Genomic DNA, 19,750 nt, shown 5'->3' on the forward strand with positions numbered 1-19,750 from the left:
CTTAGTGAATCAGGTCCGGATGCAGCTTCTTCGCCACTTCCAGCAGCCCTTCCGCAAGGCGCGGGCCTACGCGTGTGAGCGGATCTTGGTCCACTTCGAACACTTGCTTATTCTTAATGGCATTAATCGTATTCCAGCCGGGACGAGTCTCGATTGCCGTCAGAATCGGATTCTTCTCGCCTGCCTTCAGCGTCATTGAAGCGTAGATAATATCTTCCGGATTCGATTTCACGACGGCTTCGGGGTCAATCTCGTACCAGCCAGCGTTTGTTGCAATGTTCGTGCCGCCTGCGAGCGTGATGAGTTCATCCAGAAACTCGCCTTTCCCTACCGTCCAGCCTGGAGAGAATTCCAGGTAAACATTCGGCTTCGGCGCATCTTTAACGGCATTAACAACCTGCTCGCGCACGTCAGCCATATGCATAGCAACAGCCTCCGCTTCGCTGGACTTGTTCAGAATCGATCCGATTTGTTTGATTTTGTCCATCACGCCATCATAGTTCTTCGGATCGGTTGCGTACACTTGAATGCCAAGCGAACGCAACTTATCAACGACGGCTTGCCCCATCGTATACGATGCAAGGACAAGCTCGGGCTTCAGCGATACAATCTTCTCGATATCGGCATCCATGCTGCCAATCTTCGTGATTGCAGCTGCTTCCTTCGGATAGTTGGAGAAGTCGTCCACGCCAACCAGCGCTGGACCTGCACCAATTGCGTAGACGATTTCCGTCTCACTTGGGAGCAGCGTCACAATACGCTCAGGGGCCTTCTGGAAGGTTAGCTCCGTTCCAGTTACATCCTTCACAGTCAGCGGATATGTAGTCTCGCTCGTACTCGCGCTGCTATTATTCGTTGTATTGTTTGCACCTGTGTTATTCTTGGCCGCATTCTGGTCGGTTGAGGCCGTATTCGTGTTGCTGGAAGCCGTGTTGTTTGCGCCCTTCACATCTGTATTCGCGTTCGAATTCGATGCGGTACCGCAAGCTGCCGTAATCATGATGAGCAGCAGCACCATCAGTGCTAGTGTCATTTTTGAACGAATTGTTTGTCTCATTCTCATTCCCCATCTCTCTCCCATTCCCATTCACGAATCTTCAATGCTACAGGTCGGTGAATGCAAAAAAGAGCATTCCCGACAGACAGATGTCAGAAATGCTCATGCAACGCTTAAGCAGCGGCAGACGGACGGTTACGCCACGAGCAGGCAAGCTGCGAACGAACAAGCAAGCTAGCGAGCAAGCGATGGCGGAATTCGTGCCTAGGCCAATCTCTAACACCTGCCTAAGTCCTCGTAGGCAGCGTAAGTTTACGAAACAGGCAGGTCTCCTGACTTGGAGCATCTGTTATCCACGTCTTCCCGCGCGGCCAATAGCCGTTCAGTGACATCTATGGATACAGTGCCGATTGCTTGCCTAAGCGAATTCGATGCTTAAAGCTAGCAACCTGCGCTCCTTACAGTGGCGGGTCCGTGCCGGTCTTTCACCGGACTTCCCTATTAAGCTAAGAAGATATTTGATCCTCTAAGCACCTGTTTTACGCGTACTATGCAATTGTGCTTGTGTAACTATACCATTTGGGTTATAGGTTGTCTATAGCGTGCTTCTTCCTCCCGAGCGCCCTAGTCATCTGCCCATTTAAGCGCAGCGCATTGCCAACGACAGACACAGAACTTAGCGCCATAGCGGTCCCTGCCATCCACGGTTCAATGCCTCCTACCGCTGCAAAAGGAATGATGATGGAGTTATAGACAAACGCGAAGCCGAGATTTTGCCGGATGTTGCGAACGGTCAGACGGCTGATGATAAGCGCTTCATAGATGCCTGTCAGTCTGGCGCGCAGCAGCGTCATATGTCCGGCATGGAGCGCAGCTTCCGTACCGCCGCCCATTGCAATGCCAACGTCAGCAGCCGCGAGAGCAGGCGCATCGTTCCATCCGTCGCCCGCCATCGCAACGACATATCCCTTATCCTGCAGCTCTCGGATAAGCGTTGCTTTGTGTTCTGGCAGCATTGACGCATGAACGCTTGCAATTCCGATTTGGTCCGCTACATTATTCGCAGCAGAGACATGGTCACCGGTTGCGAGCAATACCATCAGCCCTTCTCCGTTGAGCAGTTGCACGGCCTCTCTGGAGGAGCGCTTCACCTGATCGGCAAAAGCGAACGCGCCTGCGCAACTCCCGTTAATCGCGACATAGATAACTGTCTCTCCTGAAGCTTCTTTCCTATTGATGAAGCTATGCATCACACGGCTCATCTTCCAAGACCGTTCAGCAGCGAACACGGCATTGCCAATCTCAATCCGTTTGCCTTCGACATTCGCTTCGATTCCTTTGCCTGGAAAAGCTAGAAACGCAGAGCATTCCGGCGCATCAATACTAGCACGTCTTGCAGCAGCAATGATGGCTGAGGCGAATGGATGCGGCGAACTCGCTTCCGCAGACGCTGCCAATCGAAGAAGCGCGCTTGGTTCACCGCTCAGCGAATATACTTCTGTTAACGCCGGCTTGCCTTCCGTTAGCGTGCCCGTCTTATCGAGCACAATGGTATTAAGCTGCGCAAGCCGTTCGAGCGCGCCCGCTTCCTTCAACACGATGCCTCTTCTTGCAAGCTTCCCTGTCGCAATGACGAGCGAGATCGGCGCTGCTAACCCAAGCGCACAGGGGCATGCTGCGAGCAGCACTGCTAGCGCGTGAATCGAGGCGGTTCCCCACTTGCCTGGCTCAAGCCATAACAGCCATATGAGCAGCGTTCCTAGAGACAGCACCATCATGACCGGCACGAAGATAGCCGCCATCTGGTCCACTCTGCGGCCGATCGTCGATTTGGTCGCTTGCGCATGCCTCGTTAGTGCTGCAATTCGGCTAAGCATCGTCTGATGACCTATGGCCGTTACTTGAATAACAAGCTCTGCGCCGCGCACAATCGTACCCGCAAAGACGCGGTCGCCTACCGTGCGCGTTACGAGTGCGCTCTCGCCCGTCAGGAAGGATTCGTCGATTGCAGATTGTCCTTCCACGATGATGCCGTCAGCCGGGATCGGCTCATTCACCGCAGCAAATAACTGGTCGTCTTCTCTAACTTGCGTTAGCGGTATCCGCTCTCTTCGTCCTGCTCGCAAGACGACTGCTTCCTTCGCCTCTAACGCGCCGAAGCTGTCATTTTCCTGAATGACCCGCTCCGACGCGGTCGCTTCGAGCAGCTTGCCTCCGAGCACCGCCGTAATGACGACGGCCGATGTCTCAAAGTACAGCGCCCCGCCCGTCATCATCGCGATATAGCTGTACACGAATGCAGCAGACGTCCCGATGGCGACAAGCACGTCCATATTGGCAGTCCGCTCCCGCAGCGCATAGAAGGCGCCGAAGTAGAACGGCATGCCGATGAAGAACTGCACAATCGCCGCAAGCACGAATTGAAGCAGCGGCTCTTGAATGAATAACGGCACGGGAATACCTTTCGACCAGCTATAATGATGTGCCATCGTCCATAGAAGCGGCAGCGTCAATATAATCGCACCGAATACGCGCAGACGCAGCGCATCTATTTCGGAAGAGCCGTCCCCGCCTTTCCCGTGCGGAGAAGCATGAAACCCAATCTGCTCAATGCGATCCATAATCGCGGTAGGCGTAATACTGCCTGGCGTATAAGCAACATAAGCGGATTTGGCCGCATAATGAACCGACACGGCAGTCACGCCAGCCAGCTTGCCGACAGCCCGTTCAATTCGGGTCGCGCAAGCCGTGCAGCTCATGCCTTGAATGCGCAAATCCAATACACCGTCGCTCTGCTCTTGCTGCTGCATCGTCATCCATTCCTCCCTGCTCAGGAGCTAAAGCTATTTGCCTGCTACATCGCAATAAGCTGTCCTACTCTCCAATATATGGTCAGGTTGTCTCCCTCATGATTCAAACACAGAACTTCTGCAACAAATGCAGGTGGAATTCGTCATAAGACATAAGAACGTCCAAAAAAGGGAGAGAATGCAAATGCGAACGCGGACGCGTATTCGAGCGGTTCAGCTCACGCTTCTCGCAATAATGCTGCTGCTATCAGGCTGCGGTGAGAGAAGGAACACGAAGATGCCGGATGAGATGCCGAGCGAATTCGACTTCTCGGTCATCTTTGGCTACGGAGAGATAAATAAGAATGAAGTCAACACCTATACCGATACGGTAACGAAGGATTTAATTGTGAAAGGCACCGCGACTGCGAACCTCATCTTATCGGCAGATGAGATGGCAAACATCTATGCGAAAATGAAAGCGATCGACATGATGAATCTACCTATTAAAGATCAAGATTCCCGTACCGCCAATTGTGAGCAAACGCCATATGGAGAGGATACGTGGAAAATAACGATAGACGGCGAGACGCGTGAGTTTTCGTGGACAGATCGATATTGCAGTGTATCCGATGAGGCGATTCAGCTCAGGCAGCTTCGCGTAGACATTATGCAGATCATAGCTGCCAGGGAAGAATACAAGGCGCTGCCTGAGGCAGAAGGCGGCTACGACTGAATCGCGCAAATAAAAAAGCATTTTGCTCACCCTCTGTGGATGATCAAAATGCTTTTTTTTCATACAGCAAAGCTTATTCGCCGGTTATAACTTCACCCGGCCAGCTCATCATTCCGCCAAGCACATTCACGACTTCATAGCCTTGTGCAGACAAGTAGTCGCCCACTCTGCCGCTGCGGTTGCCGCTTCGGCAGACCAGGTAGATCGGCTCCTCCATATCGTTCAGCTCGCCGAGACGCTCCACGAATACGGACATCGGAATGCTCACCGCTTCTTTAATATGTCCGTCTACCCACTCGTCAGGCTCTCGAACGTCAATAACGTTCAGCTTCTCTCCCTCACGCAGCCGGGTTTCCAGCTCGCTTGCCATCATTTCTCTCATTTCCAGTTACAGCTCCTTCAAGCATAGGTCTTGTGCTAGTAGCATTTTACTCTTCGTAAGCTCAATATGTCCACCCTATAATGACATAAAAAACAGCATCCGGTTCTCACCAGACGCTGCTTCTTCTGTTATACGCGAACCGCTGTACCGCTAACAGCAACCATCAGCATCCCGTCTCGCACCACTTCATAATCAATATCAATACCGACGACCGCATTCGCGCCCATGCGGGAAGCTTGGCTGGACATTTCGCCAAACGCTAAGTCCCTTGCTTCCTTCAGCTTCGTCTCATACGCGCCGGAACGTCCGCCGACGATATCTGTAATCGACGCGAACAGATCGCGCACGATGTTCGCTCCCATAATCGCTTCCCCAGTTACAACGCCTAAGTACTGCTGAATCGGCTGGCCTTCAATTGTTGGTGTCGTTGATAAAATCATTCGTATCCCTCCCATTTGGTATATGGTGTCATACGGTGCAGCTTTGCAAAAAGATTCAAATTAATACCATCGCAGCCGGCAGCCCATTCTTTCTGTCATCCTCCGAGAAATGAATGCGCACAACCCGCTCGCTCTGCTGCTCGAACCAAATGCGTACGGTCACTTCGAACTCTCTAGATCCTTTGCGCAGCTGCAGGCGAAACGTCTCCGTCATCAGTCCGCCGTCTTCCACTTTGCGGCCAAGATGCTTGTAATCAATAATATCGGCATGGTAACGCTGCGTTGTTTCCTTCATCGCAAGTCTGCCCCATTTGGCATATGCCGGCTCCGCGCCAGCTTGAATTGCCGTCGTGCTAAACATAAACACGGCTAGCACCATTGTCATCCATACTGCTCTCATCGCAGCCATCCACCTCCAACTCATACAGCTGGTAGAATTCCCCATTATAGGTGATTTCATTCGATGTTTGGCGACGATGCGAGCTGCGGTTAGTTCAGTTGACCAAATTTATTGAGCGGCCACAGTCTGAAGACAGCACGTCCTTCTACGCTAGAGAACTTGATTGGCCCGATTGCACGGCTGTCCATGCTGTTCTCACGGTTGTCTCCCATGACAAACACCGTACTCTCCGGCACCGTGTACGGCACTTGCAGACCGTTTGCATATGTACGTCCTTTGCTATACGGCTCATCTAACACTTCACCATTAATCGTCACTTGTCCATTTTCCGTGAAATTAATAACGTCTCCAGGCAAGCCAATCACTCGCTTAATGAGTCGCTTATCACTCTCAGGGCCATTAATAATGACGATATCTCCTCGCTGGGGCTTCTCAAAGTGATAGCTAAGCTTGTCCTCGATGAGGCGCTGGCCTTCAACGAGTGTTTTTTGCATCGATATATTTTTAACTTCTGTTTGTGCGAACGCATAATTCTGAACGAGCAGCGCCACGACAACTGCCACTACAAGCGAGATGCACCACTCCCGCACCTCATGCAACCAAGTTTTCTTCGCTTTCTGAACCGGCGTGTTACTTGTCTCCATCGTCTTCCCCTTCCTTACTTACAACGATATTGAAATGATTCCTACCTTATTACGAGAGAAGCTGGCGATAAGTTCCCGCATAAATCTCTAATTCTGTAAAAAGGATTGCCGAGCCTCGTTCGTGTGCGATACAGTTAGGAAGATTGTTCATATTCTATCGTAAAAGGAGTGACCCCTTCTTGTCTACTGCAGCAGAGACCTCCGAACAACCGCTTATTGCCGCGAATCGGACGGATCATCTCATCTTTATCATTGTCACGCTGCTGTATTGGTCGACGCTTTATGTGTATGTACCGATTCTAACTCCATTCATGACCAGCAGAGGGTATGCCGATGTGCTAATCGGCGTCGTACTTGGCAGCTATGGTTTTGTTCAAATGATCGTTCGATTCCCGCTTGGTTTGTACTCGGATAAACTACATAAGCGTAAGCCATTTCTCATGCTGGGCATGATCAGCGGCGCATTAAGCTGCTTGCTGTTCACAATACCGGGCTCCTGGGTCTGGCCGCTTGCCGGACGGATGATGTCAGGTGTATGCGCCTCGGCGTGGGTCGCTTTTACCGTGCTCTATGCCGCTTACTTTGCTTCATCACAAGCGACGAAGGCGATGAGCAACATTAGCTTCTTGACCGTCTCGGGCCAATTAATCGGGATGACGCTTAGCGGCTGGCTGGCTGGCGAGTTCAGCTACAATGCAGCATTCACCACAGGCATCTTCCTCGGCCTGGCCGGACTTGTTCTTGCGTTCGCGGTGAAAGAACCGCGCGAAGGCGTCAGCCGGGCGCCGATATCGATGCAGCACTTGCGCGAGGTTGTACGAACGCGGTCGCTGGTGCAAGTGTCGACCTTGTCAATTCTGGCGCACTGCGTGCTGTTCATTACGATGTTCGGCTTTACGCCGCTCAAAGCAACATCGCTTGGCGCTTCCAGCTCGCAGCTGACGCTAATCGTCATCGCCTTCATGGTGCCGCATGCCGCTACTTCACTCATGTCGGGGAGATGGCTTGCGCCGAAGTTCGGCAGCTGGAATGTCATAGCAGTCGGCTATGCGCTTAGCGGGATCTTCACGGTCGCCATAGCGTTCTCCCCAACGCTTGGCTGGCTGGCAGCGACGCAAGCGCTGAATGGACTCGCACAAGGCATGTATATGCCGCTGCTGCTCGGTCTTGCGATCCAGCCATTCGCCTCCACAAAGCGCGCGACGGCAATGGGCTTCTATCAGGCGGTATACTCCGTCGGCATGTTCGCCGGTCCGTTCCTTGCTGGCTTCATCAATGACGCCTTCGGCCGTGACTACGGGTTCTGGCTCGGCGGCTGCTTCGCGCTCATCGCATTCATCCTTACACTAAGCTGGCGACGCGCCAATGCACATCTGTAACGCAAAAACACCTGCTGATCTTCATTGAGATCAGCAGGTGTTTTATTGTCACACATTACAGATTACATGCACTCTTCCGGAGCTTCGACGGATGCGTCTTCCACGTTGATCTTCTCTGCTACTGTATCACGGATAACGGATACGATCGTTTGCAGCAGGTAGTTGATGTCCGCTTGGCTTTGTTGGAAGTCCGATACGATTGGAATTCCGTCGAGATCGTCCTGCAGCACTTCGATTTCCTTCTCGATCTTCTCTACCATATCCGCATTCTTGAACGTCGTCTGGAATGCGACGAGCTCCTTCTGCTTCTTCTTGATTTGAGCGATCAAGCCTTGCACGCGCTCATTGCCATTAATTTGCTTCTCAGCACGCTGGAACTGCTGAACTTCTTCCGACGTAAAGATCATGCTTGCCAGTTCCTTCGTCTTCGCCATAATGTCAGCGCGAACGATGATATCCTCTGTATTGAATTTCGGTACTGCGCAGCTCGTACCGTGATCGTGGTCGTGGTCGTGATCGTGATCATGCTTATGTTCTTGGTTTGCCAATGGTTCCAGCTCCTCTATGTGGTTAAGATACTGCTTCTTCGTTTAAATAATCATCCAGCGGTTCAGCTTTCACATACCAAGTCGTCGCATCCGTCACGCTGACCGTTACGAATTGACCGATATATTCGGCTGGCCCTTCAATATGAACGAGCTTGTTCGTGCGCGAACGACCGGACAGCACCTTCGCATTGTTCTTGCTCTGGCCTTCGATCAACACCTCGATCTCTTGCCCAACCAACAACTCGTTGCTCTCGCGGCTTAGCTCGGCAATCAACGCATTCAAACGAGCCAATCTCGCCTTCTTCACGTCCAGCGGGATGTTATCTTCCATATCCGCTGCTGGCGTTCCCTCGCGCGGCGAGTAGATGAACGAATACGCAAATGCGAAGCCAACTTGTCGCACGAGCGACAGCGTCTCCTCGAACTGCTCGTCCGTCTCGCCAGGGAAACCGACGATGATGTCCGACGTGAGCACGACATCCGGGATTGCCCGTTTGATTTTGCCTACAAGCTCGAGGTACATCTCTCTTGTATATTTGCGGCTCATCCGCTTGAGCACTTCCGTGCTGCCGGACTGGACCGGAAGATGAATATGCTCGACCAGATTGCCCTTAGTTGCAAGCACTTCAATCAGATGATCATCGAAGTCACGCGGGTGGCTCGTTGTGAAGCGAATACGCGGGAGGTTAATCTTCGCCATATCCGCCATCAGATCACCGAACCGATAGCTGATATCTTCGAAGTCTTTGCCATACGCGTTCACGTTCTGACCGAGCAGCGTAATCTCCTTGAAGCCTTGACGCGCCAGCTCTCGCACTTCTGCGATGACGTCTTCAGGACGTCTGCTGCGTTCTTTACCACGTGTATAGGGCACGATACAGTATGTACAGAACTTATCGCAGCCGTACATAATGTTGACCCAGCCGCGCATCCCTTCCCGCTTCTTCGGCAAGTTCTCGATGATGTCGCCTTCCTTGGACCATACTTCCACAACCATTTCTTTGCCAAACAGCGCATCTTGCAATAGATATGGCAGTCTGTGAATATTGTGCGTTCCAAAGATGAGATCAACGAAGCTATGGCGCTGCATGATGCGGCTAACGACCGACTCTTCCTGTGACATGCAACCGCAAACGCCAAGGATGAGCCCTGGCTTCTCGAGCTTCAGATGCTTCAGATGACCAAGCTCGCCGAACACTTTATCTTCTGCATTCTCACGAATCGCACAAGTGTTAAGCAGGATTACATCCGCTTGCCGGCGATCTTCCGTAGGCGTATAGCCCATCTCTTCGAAGATCCCCTTCATCACTTCCGTATCGTGCTCGTTCATTTGGCAGCCATACGTTGTAATATGATATCGCTTGCCTTTGCCAAGCTGCTGGAGCTCGGGAGGAATTGAAGATTCGTAGTGAACTTGAATCTCTTCTTTGCCTCTACGTTTCTCTTCAGTGTGATTAGGCGCAGCATTAACCGTTATATCTCGACCGTTAATCCGGTAAGTTGTTTTGCCATCCGCTTCCTTCAGTACTTTCGCGCCTGAGAAGTCAAAATACTTGGAGAAATCCTTGCCTTTGCTTGCGGATTCCTTCTTCACACTTACTCACGCTCCCTTATGCCCAACGTGTCCATTCCAACATTATAGCAAACCGGCATCACTTAATAAAGAGAATGAGAAGGTGACTAATCGCTAGACGTGAAATTTGTAACAAAAAAGAGACAATTCGCCTTAGCAGCATAATTGCCTCTTCATCCTATCGCAGGCTAGCCGATAATCTCCGCTTGATCGCCTGTCTTCGCGCCAGCTGCATTCGCTTCATCCGTATCAATGTGCATATCGAGTGCAAATTCAGACGAGACACGAGCCACGACATTCTCCAGCACTAAGCCGCGCTCACCTTGCAGCCTTACGGTAAGCTTCTGTTTATCCGCAATGCCCCACCGCTCAGCATCGCTGGTATGGAAGTGAATATGACGCGCCGCTACGATCACGCCTTCTTCAATCGTTACTTCGCCCGCAGGGCCTTTGATCGTAATGCCTGCCGAGCCGGCAATGTCGCCTGACTCGCGAACCGGCGGGTTAATGCCGAGTTGGAAAGCGTCGGTACGCGACACTTCAAGCTGCGTCCGCGGGCGGACTGGGCCGAGAATCCGAACTTTGGCGAAATTCCCCTTCGGTCCGATGACTTCTACTGTTTCATTCGCCGCATATTGCCCAGGCTGGGAGAGATCTTTGAACACCGTGAGCTCCGCGCCTTGTCCGAATAATATTGCTACGTGTTCCTTCGATAGATGAATATGTCTGGCTGATACGCCAACCGGAACCATTTTCATATGTATTAACCCCGCTCTCGCATGTCATAGTCGTTGTCGATAAGAAAGGCATACCATTCGCGGGAAGCGACGATATGCCTTCATTATTATATAGCTATTGCTTATTTAAATTCAGTAAGCAGCTTGTCGAACTGATCTTGAGATAAAGTCAGCTCCTGGTTCGCAAGACCTTCCGGCTTGAAGCCGCTGATCATGCTCTCATACGCTTGACGCTCTTTGTTCTGGTAGATAAGGCCAGTAAGCATGCCGTTCGTTTCCATGATCTTGTTCATCGCTGCGATGCGGTTCGTCGGATCATAATCCGGGAATTGTTCCAGGTTAACGATGTTCTCTTTGAACCAGTCGTACGTGTTCACTTTGTTGAACGTTACGCATGGGCTGAACACGTTGATAAGCGAGAAGCCCTTGTGGTTCAGACCCGCTTCGATAAGCGCTGTAAGCTGCTTAAGGTCGCTGGAGAACGATTGCGCGATGAAAGTCGCGCCAGCGGACATTGCGATTTCAAGCGGCGACAATGTGGACTCGATCGAGCCTTCAGGCGTCGATTTCGTCTTGAAGCCTTCCGCAGAACGCGGCGATGTTTGACCTTTCGTCAAACCGTAGATTTGGTTATCCATTACGATGTACGTGAGGTCGATGTTACGGCGAATCGCATGAACCGTGTGGCCCATACCGATCGCGAAGCCGTCGCCGTCACCGCCGGAAGCGATAACCGTCAGCTCGCGGTTCGCCAGCTTCACGCCTTGCGCGATTGGAAGCGCGCGGCCGTGAATACCGTGCAAGCCGTATGCATTCACATAACCGGAGATACGGCCGGAGCAGCCGATACCCGAAATAACAGCCAATCCTTCCGGCTCAAGGCCGACGTTAGCAGCAGCACGCTGAATTGCAGCTTGTACGGAGAAGTCTCCGCAGCCTGGGCACCAGTTCGGTTTTACGTTGTTACGAAACTCTTTAAATGTTGCCATCTTAGACCAACTCCTTGCATGCTTTGTGCACTTCGGAAGGCAGGAACGGATTGCCGTCGTATTTCAAAATGCTCTTAATCTTGTCGCCATAACCTGTGTACAGCTTCACTTGATCCGCCAGCTGACCAGTCGCATTGTTCTCAAGAACAACAATGTTCTTCGCGCCAGCCAAGTAAGATTTCACTACGTCTGTCGGGAACGGATGGATTTGACGGATTGTGATGTGGTTCGTTTTCAAACCGTCATCTGTAAGACGAAGACGAGCTTCGTCAATTGTACCGCCTGTGGAGCCCATACCGATAATCAGCAGATCAGCTTCCGCGTGAGGCGCATCCGCACGAACTGCATCGCGGATCAGCATTCCGTTAAGCTTGTTAAGACGTTTATCCATCATCTTCTTACGGTTAATCGCACTCTCAGACGGACGTCCTGTTTCGTCATGCTCAACGCCTGTTACGTGGTGCAAGCCGTGCTTGTCGCCAGGGATAACGCGCGGCGACACGCCATCAGCCGTTAGCTCATAACGCTTGAACAGTTCATTCGTTTCTAGCTCTGGCAGATCACGTACGATCTTACCACGGTTGATCGGCATTTTATTCAGATCCAACGGCTCGCAGGATTGCTTACCAAGCGAGAGCTGAAGGTCAGTCATTAGGATAACTGGTACTTGGTATTGCTCCGAGATGTTGAAAGATTCAATCGTGTCATAGAAGCAATCTTCCAATGTAGCAGGCGCGATTACGACCTTCGGAATTTCGCCATGCGTACCGTATACCATTGCGTTCAAGTCGGATTGCTCTTGCTTTGTCGGTAAGCCTGTTGAAGGGCCTCCACGCTGCGTATCTACGATTACGAGCGGCGTTTCTGTCATACCTGCAAGACCGATCGCTTCCATCATGAGCGACAGACCAGGGCCTGCAGAAGCTGTCATCGTACGAACACCTGCATAGTTAGCGCCGATTGCCATCGTTACCGCTGCGATTTCGTCTTCCGTTTGAACGACTGTGCCGCCGAACTTAGGAAGCTTCTTAATCAGGTATTCCATGACCTCTGAGGCTGGAGTAATCGGATATGCGCTCATCAGTCGGCAGCCGCCAGCGACAGCGCCGAGGCCAATCGCTTCGTTACCGATCATGAACAGCTTCTGTTTGCCGTCAGCCGGCTCCAGAAGGAATTCTTCCAGCGGGCCGCCCGCCAATTCAAGTACGAAGTCAGAACCGCGTTTAACCGCTTCAATGTTCTTCTCTACGATTGCTGGACCTTTACGTCCGAACTCTTCTTCTACTGCTTTATTAAAGACATCGATCGGCAGTCCGAGCAATGCCCAAGACGCGCCAGATGCCACCATGTTCTTCATCAGGGATGTACCGAGCTCTTCAGCGATCGAAGTGATCGGAACCGGGAATAGACGAGCGTTGATGCCCTCTGGCAGTGTCGGATTGAACTTCGCATCCGCTACGACTACGCCGCCTGGACGAAGTTCATGCGCATTTAGATCAATACTCTCTTGGTCGAATGCAACCAGAATATCCAAATCATCCGAGATTGCCAGCATTGGCTTTGTGCTGATCCGGATTTTATTATTTGTGTGTCCGCCCTTGATACGGGACGAGAAATGACGGTATCCATACAAGTAGTAACCCAAACGGTTCAATGCTGTCGAGAAAATACGGTCGGTACTTTCTACGCCTTCCCCTTGTTGTCCTCCGATTTTCCAAGACAATTGACTAATCAAAATGCCCATCTCCTCTTTTGATGAACCTGCAATATTTTCGACAGCTGTTTACATTAAAATATTAAAACTTTTTAACAGTCACATAAATTTTATGTCCCAAAGTAGTAAAATGCAAGTAGAAATCTCGGATATCTCGCATAGTTCTTTTCGATTATATCCATATCACAAACAGAATGGAATCCCCTGATCGTTCATTCAGGCAGATGCTTTACAAGAAATTGCAGGATATTGCCCGAGCAAAAACCGGCTACGGTTGATTCGGAATAATGTGATAATAGCGCCTGTTGCAGCTGTTCTACCTCTCCGGGGTGCGCAAGTCCTTTCACGTGCGCTTCAATGCCGTCGAAGTCTGAACCGAACATGAGTTGGTCTGTCCCGCCAAGCTCGCATACTCGCTCTATGTGACGCAGAACGTCAGCAATTTGCACGGGATGATGAGAGGCGACAAAATGAGGCACGAAAGTAACCCCAACCATCCCTCCTGAGGCAAGCAGTGCCGTTAGCTGATCATCTGCCAGGTTACGTGGATGTGGGCAGATCGCACGGCAATTGGAGTGCGAAGCGATAACCGGCTTCGTAGATAGCTGGAGCACGTCCCAAAACGCGCGATCGCTCAAATGAGACACATCAACCAGTATACCCAATCTATTACATTCTTCTACTAGGGCACGGCCTTTTTTTGTAAGTCCGCCTCCTCTTGCCTCCATCACGCCATCTGCTGCCCAGTTGGCATGGTTCCAAGTGAGACCGACTGCCCTGACACCCAGAGCGAACAGTATGCGCAGCATCGCGAGGTCGCCGTGGAGCCCGTCCGCTCCTTCAAGCGATAGCATCGCCCCAATCTGGCCGCTGCTCTGCAGCTTGAGAGCATCCTCTGAAGTACGCACGAAGGTCATCTCCGGCGCTGTAAGCACCTTACGATGGAACAGATCAATACTTCTCAGAATCGGGATCATGGATTTCTCCATGCTCTCGGATATATAGATGGCAAACGTCTGCAGAACCGCCCCCGCCTGCCTCAGTCTCGGCAACGTTACATCCAGAGCATTCGTCCTATCCTGCTCGAATGAAAGCGAAGGATCCTCTAACAACTTCCACAGCACATCGCAGTGAAAATCTGCACTATATAAGTCAGCCATCTTATTGAACGCCTCCCTTTTCATTAGCAGACCACTCCATATTAACGCAAAAAAACCTGCCTACGACGTAAACAGGTCAATTAGATTGCTCCCATATTTGAACTCCTAGTTGCTCTATCTTGGTTCCACGATCAGCTTAATCGCCGTCCGATCTTCGCCATCAATGACAATGTCTGTGAACGCTGGGATACAGATTAGATCCACACCGCTCGGAGCGACAAACCCCCTTGCAATCGCAACCGCCTTTACCGCTTGATTCAACGCACCAGCCCCGATTGCTTGCAATTCAGCCGCGCCGCGTTCGCGTAATACGCCTGCAAGCGCCCCTGCAACAGAATTTGGATTGGACTTTGCTGAAACTTTTAAGACATCCATGGAAAGTAAACCTCCTCGGGAATGATGGATGAATACCACTATTTAGATAGTATTCGAGAGAGGGGAAATAATTCCTTCTTCTTTCCAGCCCAGTTAGCAAAATCTTCTGAATTGTGCGAATTTTAATAGAATAGCGATACAATGCGTGGCGAATTACCTCAAATTAGAAAAAAAAGGCTGCTACATGAGCAGCCATTCTGTCTCGGTTAACCGGATCTTCTGGATCTTGCGTGCCTTGCCTGTTGCATCGTCAATATCGACGACAATCGCATGGAAATGCCAGTCGCCTTCGTCAACGACGAACCGCGTCGGCAGCTGCGTTAGAAACCTATGTAATACCGCATCGCGATCCATGCCGAGTACACCATTCTTCGGACCAACCATGCCAACGTCCGTCAAGAAAGCTGTACCGCCCGGATGAATCGTATCGTCATTCGTTTGCACATGCGTATGCGTGCCGACAACAATCGATGCTCGGCCATCAAGATACCAGCCCATCGCGATTTTCTCCGAAGTCGCCTCAGCGTGGAAATCTACGAGTATGTTCTTCGTCTTCTGCTGTAACTGCTCAATCAACTCATCCGCCTTGCGGAACGGGCAATCAATTGGCGGCAGGAATGTCCGGCCTTGCAGATTCACGATTGCAAGCTCCTTGCCATTCGCTTTAATAATCGTTGCGCCTTGTCCTGGCAAGCCTTCAACATAGTTCGCAGGTCTTACAATTCGCGGCTGATCATCAATCCACTCGAAAATATCTTTGTTATCCCATGTGTGGTTGCCCATTGTAATCCCATGTACACCAGCATCGAGAAGCTCTTTCACAATAGCAGCTGTGATGCCTCTTCCTGCTGCTGCGTTCTCTCCATTTGCAATGATGATGTGCGGGTTATACTTGGACTGCAACGCAGGCAGTACCTTCTTCACTGCGGCACGACCAACGCTTCCGACAATATCACCAATAAATAGTACGTTCATTCGATCAAAACCTCTCTAATCACAGCGTAAACGGCTTTTTCCGTCCAACCATTTGGGGGCAAAAGCTAACGTTTCGCGGGAAATATAAGCAAAGCAGCGGACTGCATTCCTTATATTAAAGACTAGAAAAGTGGCCGCAAGCAGCCACTTTTCTAGTTGTATTGCTATGAAAGTTATTTCGCATATTCGACAGCCCGCGTCTCGCGGATAACTGTAACTTTAATATGCCCAGGGTAATCGAGTTCACTCTCGATCTTCTTCGTAATATCACGCGCCAAGCGGAATGCCTCGGTATCGTCGATCTTCTCCGGTTGAACCATAACACGAACCTCGCGGCCTGCTTGGATCGCGTACGATTTCTCAACACCTTCGAACGATTCAGAAATACCTTCAAGCTTCTCCAGACGTTTAATATACGTTTCGAGCGTCTCTCTTCTAGCACCTGGCCGTGCCGCCGACAACGCATCTGCTGCGCCGACGAGCATTGCGATAACCGAAGTTGCTTCGCAATCGCCGTGGTGGGAAGCGATACTGTTGATAACAACAGGATGCTCTTTGTACTTCTTGGCCAGCTCTACGCCGATCTCGACATGTGAGCCTTCCACTTCATGATCGAGCGCTTTACCGATATCGTGCAGCAAACCTGCACGTCTTGCAAGCGTAATGTCTTCACCCAGCTCTGCTGCCATGAGACCCGACAAATAAGCGACTTCCATGGAGTGCTTGAGCACGTTCTGACCATAGCTTGTACGATATTTGAGGCGGCCTAAAATTTTAATGAGATCTGGATGCAAGCCATGCACGCCAACTTCATACGTCGCCTGCTCTCCGTATTCACGGATACGTTCGTCCACTTCTTTACGCGACTTCTCAACCATTTCCTCAATCCGTGCAGGATGGATACGACCATCTGCAACGAGCTTCTCGAGGGATGTACGAGCAATTTCACGACGAATTGGATCGAAACCAGACAAGATGACCGCTTCCGGTGTATCGTCAATTATGAGATCGATACCGGTCAACGTTTCCAGTGCGCGAATGTTGCGGCCTTCACGTCCGATAATGCGGCCTTTCATCTCTTCGTTTGGCAACGCAACTACGGAAACCGTAGTTTCAGCCACGTGATCAGCTGCGCAGCGTTGGATAGCAAGCGAGATAATATCACGAGCCTTCTTATCTGCTTCTTCCTTGGCTTGCTGCTCGATCTCTTTAATCATTTGTGCAGTTTCGTGGCGAACCTCTTGTTCAACGTTCGTCAGGATGATCTGTTTCGCATCCTCCATCGTCAAGTTCGAGATACGTTCCAGCTCACTAAGCTGCTGCTTGTAAAGGGAATCGATTTGTTCTTGTGTCTCCTCGATCCGCTTCTCTTTGTTGGCTACTTGTTCTTCTTTGCGTTCCAGCGCTTCTATTTTTTTATCCAACGACTCTTCTTTCTGAATCAGTCGTCTTTCAAGACGCTGTACCTCATTGCGACGTTCGCGAATGTCTTTCTCAGCTTCGGTACGGAGCTTGTGGACTTCATCTTTCGCTTCAAGGACCGTTTCTTTCTTCAGCGCTTCGGCTTCTTTCCTCGCATTGTCAATAATTTGACTAGCGGCCTGCTCGGCGCTTGAAATTTTGGCCTCGGCGATCGATTTGCGAATAAAATAACCGACACCAAAGAAAATCACACCAACAACGAGAGCGATCAGGATACCTAACCATACTGGCATCTTCTCACCTCCTTGTTGCTCACCTAAGCAAACGCTTGGGATAGTATTTGGTTTTTTTCATAGCCGGTTTTTAACCCGATACATACATACTTAATTGACGAAAATAATGGGTTCGAATCAATTTTTGGAAGGAAAATCGATTCTAGAAATGAATAATACAAACTCATTTTATCTTTTGTGAAAATCAATTGTCAAGCATGTGCCCATCTTCATCATCTTCCATCCGCTGCGCAGCAGCCTTAACCGCTTCTCGCACAACGTTCATCGGAAACCCTCGGCGCAGCAGAAAAGCAGCCAGCTTCTGTTTCCTCTCGCGCGGCTCTCCCTTTATATACGGCCACTTCTTATGGGCCGCCCGCACCGCGACCTCGATCTCTGATTCCTCGCTCAGATCCTGCGAGGCTTGCTTCGCCATATCCTTGGAGATGCCGCGCTGGCGCAGCTCCTGCTGAAGAAGACGTCTGCCCTTCAGCTGCGTTCTCATCTTCTCCGATGCGTACATGTTCGCGTACTGGTTATCGTTAACCAAACCTTCCTGCGTCAGTCGCGCAATCGCTTTCGCTGCCGCCTCGGGTTCAATCTCTTTCCTTGCCAAGTAGCGCTGTATCTCCTTCTCCGTACGTTGTCTCGCCCCAAGATACGCGAGAGCCGTTATATAGGCGCGATGGCGGCTGTCCTCTTCCACAATTTCCTTCAGCTCGTCCACATGGATCTCTCGCCCCTTGAGCAGCCGAAATTTAATGAGTAAGTCTTCATGCACGTTGATATACGGTTCCTGCGCATCATTGACAAACAAATGGTACCTTTGCTTTAATTTGCGGTCCTGCTCTACGCCGGTAATCACTAGCATCGTCGTCTTTCTCCTCCTTTACACCAAGCCGTAACCTACAAAAACAGAGAAGCACCTGATAACAGGTGCTTCTCTGTTCCACCTATTGACATAAAGTCAACAACGGTTTATTCAACTTCCAAGTCCAATTCGTCCTCGAAATCATCATCGTCATCTTCGCTTACAGGTTGATTACCTGCCGCAGCCGCGGCTACGTTGCTTGCTTCGCGGATTAGTTTATCAATGACCGCTGCGATATCTTTGTGATCCTTCAAGAACTGCTTCGCATTCTCACGGCCTTGGCCGAGACGCTCACCATTGTAGGAGAACCAAGCGCCGCTCTTCTGGATGATCTCCAGCTCAACGCCGATATCAACAAGGCTTCCCTCTCTGGAGATGCCCTCACCATACATAATATCGACTTCGGCTTGCTTGAATGGAGGAGCTACTTTGTTCTTTACAACTTTAATACGAGTCCGGTTACCGACAATGTCGTTACCTTGCTTCACAGACTCAATACGGCGCACATCAAGGCGAATCGTGGAGTAGAACTTCAGTGCGCGGCCGCCTGGCGTCGTCTCAGGGTTACCGAACATAACGCCGACTTTCTCACGAAGCTGGTTGATGAAGATCGTGATCGTCTTCGATTTGCTAATCGCACCGGACAGCTTACGAAGTGCTTGCGACATCAGACGAGCTTGCAAACCTACGTGGGAGTCGCCCATATCGCCTTCGATTTCCGCTTTCGGTACGAGTGCTGCTACGGAGTCAACGACAACGATATCAACTGCACCACTGCGAACGAGCGCTTCAGCGATTTCAAGACCTTGCTCCCCTGTATCAGGTTGGGAAAGCAGTAGTTCGTCGATGTTTACGCCTAGCTTGCTTGCATACGATGGATCGAGCGCGTGCTCGGCATCAATAAATGCAGCTTGTCCACCAGCGCGTTGAACTTCTGCGATTGCGTGCAGCGCAACCGTTGTTTTACCGGAAGATTCTGGACCATAAACTTCAATAATACGGCCTCGTGGGAAACCGCCGATTCCAAGTGCAATATCTAACGCCAGCGCACCGCTGGATACAGTTTCAACTTGCATATGAGTAGATTCACCGAGCTTCATAATAGAGCCCTTACCAAATTGCTTCTCTATTTGACGAAGTGCCATTTCGAGTGCGGCTTTACGATCTGCCAACGAACTCACATCCTTCATGATTTATACTGTTATGATACCTTGTTTCATTCGCTTTGACAAGAGTTTTTACGAACATATATTCTTATTTTCTCTTTTGGCCAAAAAGGAGAAAAAAAAAGAACCGCAGCAAAGTAATCTTCGCCACGGTTCTTCCGGTAACTAATGTCGATTATAG

The 19,750-nt window shown here is 50.7% G+C and carries 20 protein-coding genes and 1 riboswitch; of the genes, 2 read left to right on the forward strand and 18 right to left on the reverse strand.

Annotation, left to right across the window (positions count from 1 at the left end; translation table 11 throughout):
- Nucleotide 1 precedes the first annotated feature (1 nt).
- The 3 genes from AC0YNX_RS10165 to AC0YNX_RS10175 all read right to left on the reverse strand — a co-directional run bounded on the left by AC0YNX_RS10165 (nucleotide 2) and on the right by AC0YNX_RS10175 (nucleotide 3,813).
- Nucleotides 2-1,033: an ABC transporter substrate-binding protein gene (locus tag AC0YNX_RS10165; protein WP_475815574.1), complete on the reverse strand. Its 1,032-nt coding sequence runs from the start codon at nucleotides 1,031-1,033 to the stop codon at nucleotides 2-4.
- 70 nt (nucleotides 1,034-1,103) lie between these two features.
- Nucleotides 1,104-1,280, reverse strand: a complete 177-nt coding sequence (locus tag AC0YNX_RS10170) for a hypothetical protein (protein WP_475815575.1) — start codon at nucleotides 1,278-1,280, stop codon at nucleotides 1,104-1,106.
- A 22-nt stretch (nucleotides 1,281-1,302) separates the two neighbouring features.
- Nucleotides 1,303-1,550: riboswitch (cobalamin riboswitch) on the reverse strand.
- Nucleotides 1,551-1,581: 31 nt separating this feature from the next.
- Nucleotides 1,582-3,813, reverse strand: coding sequence for a heavy metal translocating P-type ATPase (locus AC0YNX_RS10175; RefSeq protein WP_475815576.1), 2,232 nt, complete (start codon nucleotides 3,811-3,813; stop codon nucleotides 1,582-1,584).
- 178 nt (nucleotides 3,814-3,991) lie between these two features.
- On the opposite strand from AC0YNX_RS10175, the gene AC0YNX_RS10180 reads away from it, so the two are divergent.
- A complete protein-coding gene (locus AC0YNX_RS10180; protein ID WP_475815577.1) occupies nucleotides 3,992-4,522 on the forward strand; it encodes a hypothetical protein in 531 nt (176 codons plus the stop codon).
- Nucleotides 4,523-4,595: 73 nt separating this feature from the next.
- Here the strand turns inward: AC0YNX_RS10180 and AC0YNX_RS10185 are convergent, their stop codons facing one another.
- From AC0YNX_RS10185 to lepB, 4 genes are all read right to left on the reverse strand, one after another.
- Nucleotides 4,596-4,904, reverse strand: a complete 309-nt coding sequence (locus tag AC0YNX_RS10185; protein WP_475815578.1) for a rhodanese-like domain-containing protein — start codon at nucleotides 4,902-4,904, stop codon at nucleotides 4,596-4,598.
- A gap of 128 nt (nucleotides 4,905-5,032) precedes the next feature.
- Complete coding sequence (locus tag AC0YNX_RS10190) at nucleotides 5,033-5,344, reverse strand: heavy metal-binding domain-containing protein (RefSeq protein ID WP_475815579.1); 312 nt, start codon at nucleotides 5,342-5,344, stop codon at nucleotides 5,033-5,035.
- Nucleotides 5,345-5,399: 55 nt separating this feature from the next.
- The gene (locus AC0YNX_RS10195; protein ID WP_475815580.1) at nucleotides 5,400-5,744 is read right to left on the reverse strand and encodes a DUF3889 domain-containing protein; all 345 of its coding nucleotides are present in this window, start codon (nucleotides 5,742-5,744) and stop codon (nucleotides 5,400-5,402) included.
- Between the two features lie 89 nt (nucleotides 5,745-5,833).
- The gene (lepB, locus tag AC0YNX_RS10200) at nucleotides 5,834-6,388 is read right to left on the reverse strand and encodes a signal peptidase I (RefSeq protein ID WP_475815581.1); all 555 of its coding nucleotides are present in this window, start codon (nucleotides 6,386-6,388) and stop codon (nucleotides 5,834-5,836) included.
- 179 nt (nucleotides 6,389-6,567) lie between these two features.
- Between lepB and AC0YNX_RS10205 the strand changes: the two genes are divergently transcribed.
- Nucleotides 6,568-7,767, forward strand: a complete 1,200-nt coding sequence (locus AC0YNX_RS10205; RefSeq protein WP_475815582.1) for an MFS transporter — start codon at nucleotides 6,568-6,570, stop codon at nucleotides 7,765-7,767.
- A gap of 62 nt (nucleotides 7,768-7,829) precedes the next feature.
- On the opposite strand, the gene AC0YNX_RS10210 is transcribed toward AC0YNX_RS10205, so the two are convergent.
- The 11 genes from AC0YNX_RS10210 to recA form a co-directional block, all read right to left on the reverse strand.
- Nucleotides 7,830-8,315 carry a YlbF/YmcA family competence regulator gene (locus AC0YNX_RS10210; protein WP_475815583.1) on the reverse strand — a complete coding sequence of 162 codons (486 nt, stop codon included), beginning with the start codon at nucleotides 8,313-8,315 and terminating at the stop codon, nucleotides 7,830-7,832.
- Nucleotides 8,316-8,337: 22 nt separating this feature from the next.
- A complete protein-coding gene (miaB, locus tag AC0YNX_RS10215; RefSeq protein ID WP_475815584.1) occupies nucleotides 8,338-9,909 on the reverse strand; it encodes a tRNA (N6-isopentenyl adenosine(37)-C2)-methylthiotransferase MiaB in 1,572 nt (523 codons plus the stop codon).
- Between the two features lie 167 nt (nucleotides 9,910-10,076).
- Nucleotides 10,077-10,646, reverse strand: a complete 570-nt coding sequence (gene pduL, locus AC0YNX_RS10220) for a phosphate propanoyltransferase (protein ID WP_475815585.1) — start codon at nucleotides 10,644-10,646, stop codon at nucleotides 10,077-10,079.
- A gap of 101 nt (nucleotides 10,647-10,747) precedes the next feature.
- Nucleotides 10,748-11,614: a 2-oxoacid:ferredoxin oxidoreductase subunit beta gene (locus AC0YNX_RS10225; protein ID WP_475815586.1), complete on the reverse strand. Its 867-nt coding sequence runs from the start codon at nucleotides 11,612-11,614 to the stop codon at nucleotides 10,748-10,750.
- 1 nt (nucleotide 11,615) lies between these two features.
- Nucleotides 11,616-13,349: a 2-oxoacid:acceptor oxidoreductase subunit alpha gene (locus AC0YNX_RS10230; RefSeq protein WP_475815587.1), complete on the reverse strand. Its 1,734-nt coding sequence runs from the start codon at nucleotides 13,347-13,349 to the stop codon at nucleotides 11,616-11,618.
- A gap of 191 nt (nucleotides 13,350-13,540) precedes the next feature.
- Nucleotides 13,541-14,488: a dipeptidase gene (locus tag AC0YNX_RS10235; RefSeq protein ID WP_475815588.1), complete on the reverse strand. Its 948-nt coding sequence runs from the start codon at nucleotides 14,486-14,488 to the stop codon at nucleotides 13,541-13,543.
- A gap of 114 nt (nucleotides 14,489-14,602) precedes the next feature.
- Nucleotides 14,603-14,863, reverse strand: a complete 261-nt coding sequence (locus AC0YNX_RS10240) for a stage V sporulation protein S (protein WP_028597363.1) — start codon at nucleotides 14,861-14,863, stop codon at nucleotides 14,603-14,605.
- Between the two features lie 180 nt (nucleotides 14,864-15,043).
- Complete coding sequence (locus AC0YNX_RS10245) at nucleotides 15,044-15,838, reverse strand: TIGR00282 family metallophosphoesterase (RefSeq protein ID WP_475815589.1); 795 nt, start codon at nucleotides 15,836-15,838, stop codon at nucleotides 15,044-15,046.
- A 173-nt stretch (nucleotides 15,839-16,011) separates the two neighbouring features.
- Nucleotides 16,012-17,553 (reverse strand): ribonuclease Y, encoded by a 1,542-nt coding sequence (gene rny, locus AC0YNX_RS10250; protein WP_126016474.1) that lies wholly within the window; start codon nucleotides 17,551-17,553, stop codon nucleotides 16,012-16,014.
- 184 nt (nucleotides 17,554-17,737) lie between these two features.
- On the reverse strand, nucleotides 17,738-18,403 hold the full coding sequence (locus AC0YNX_RS10255) for a RecX family transcriptional regulator (protein WP_475815590.1): 666 nt from the start codon (nucleotides 18,401-18,403) through the stop codon (nucleotides 17,738-17,740).
- Between the two features lie 107 nt (nucleotides 18,404-18,510).
- The gene (recA, locus tag AC0YNX_RS10260) at nucleotides 18,511-19,575 is read right to left on the reverse strand and encodes a recombinase RecA (protein WP_475815591.1); all 1,065 of its coding nucleotides are present in this window, start codon (nucleotides 19,573-19,575) and stop codon (nucleotides 18,511-18,513) included.
- Nucleotides 19,576-19,750 lie beyond the last annotated feature (175 nt).

The sequence above is a fragment of the Paenibacillus sp. J31R98 genome (assembly GCF_056269245.1).

Coding starts and splice junctions, on each gene's coding strand:
- AC0YNX_RS10165 (WP_475815574.1), bottom strand. CDS start 1,033: ATGACACTAGCACTGATGGTGCTGCTGCTCATCATGATTACGGCAGCT.
- AC0YNX_RS10175 (WP_475815576.1), bottom strand. CDS start 3,813: ATGACGATGCAGCAGCAAGAGCAGAGCGACGGTGTATTGGATTTGCGC.
- AC0YNX_RS10180 (WP_475815577.1), top strand. CDS start 3,992: ATGCGAACGCGGACGCGTATTCGAGCGGTTCAGCTCACGCTTCTCGCA.
- AC0YNX_RS10185 (WP_475815578.1), bottom strand. CDS start 4,904: ATGAGAGAAATGATGGCAAGCGAGCTGGAAACCCGGCTGCGTGAGGGA.
- AC0YNX_RS10190 (WP_475815579.1), bottom strand. CDS start 5,344: ATGATTTTATCAACGACACCAACAATTGAAGGCCAGCCGATTCAGCAG.
- AC0YNX_RS10195 (WP_475815580.1), bottom strand. CDS start 5,744: ATGAGAGCAGTATGGATGACAATGGTGCTAGCCGTGTTTATGTTTAGC.
- lepB (WP_475815581.1), bottom strand. CDS start 6,388: ATGGAGACAAGTAACACGCCGGTTCAGAAAGCGAAGAAAACTTGGTTG.
- pduL (WP_475815585.1), bottom strand. CDS start 10,646: ATGAAAATGGTTCCGGTTGGCGTATCAGCCAGACATATTCATCTATCG.
- AC0YNX_RS10225 (WP_475815586.1), bottom strand. CDS start 11,614: ATGGCAACATTTAAAGAGTTTCGTAACAACGTAAAACCGAACTGGTGC.
- AC0YNX_RS10235 (WP_475815588.1), bottom strand. CDS start 14,488: ATGGCTGACTTATATAGTGCAGATTTTCACTGCGATGTGCTGTGGAAG.
- AC0YNX_RS10240 (WP_028597363.1), bottom strand. CDS start 14,863: ATGGATGTCTTAAAAGTTTCAGCAAAGTCCAATCCAAATTCTGTTGCA.
- AC0YNX_RS10245 (WP_475815589.1), bottom strand. CDS start 15,838: ATGAACGTACTATTTATTGGTGATATTGTCGGAAGCGTTGGTCGTGCC.
- rny (WP_126016474.1), bottom strand. CDS start 17,553: ATGCCAGTATGGTTAGGTATCCTGATCGCTCTCGTTGTTGGTGTGATT.
- AC0YNX_RS10255 (WP_475815590.1), bottom strand. CDS start 18,403: ATGCTAGTGATTACCGGCGTAGAGCAGGACCGCAAATTAAAGCAAAGG.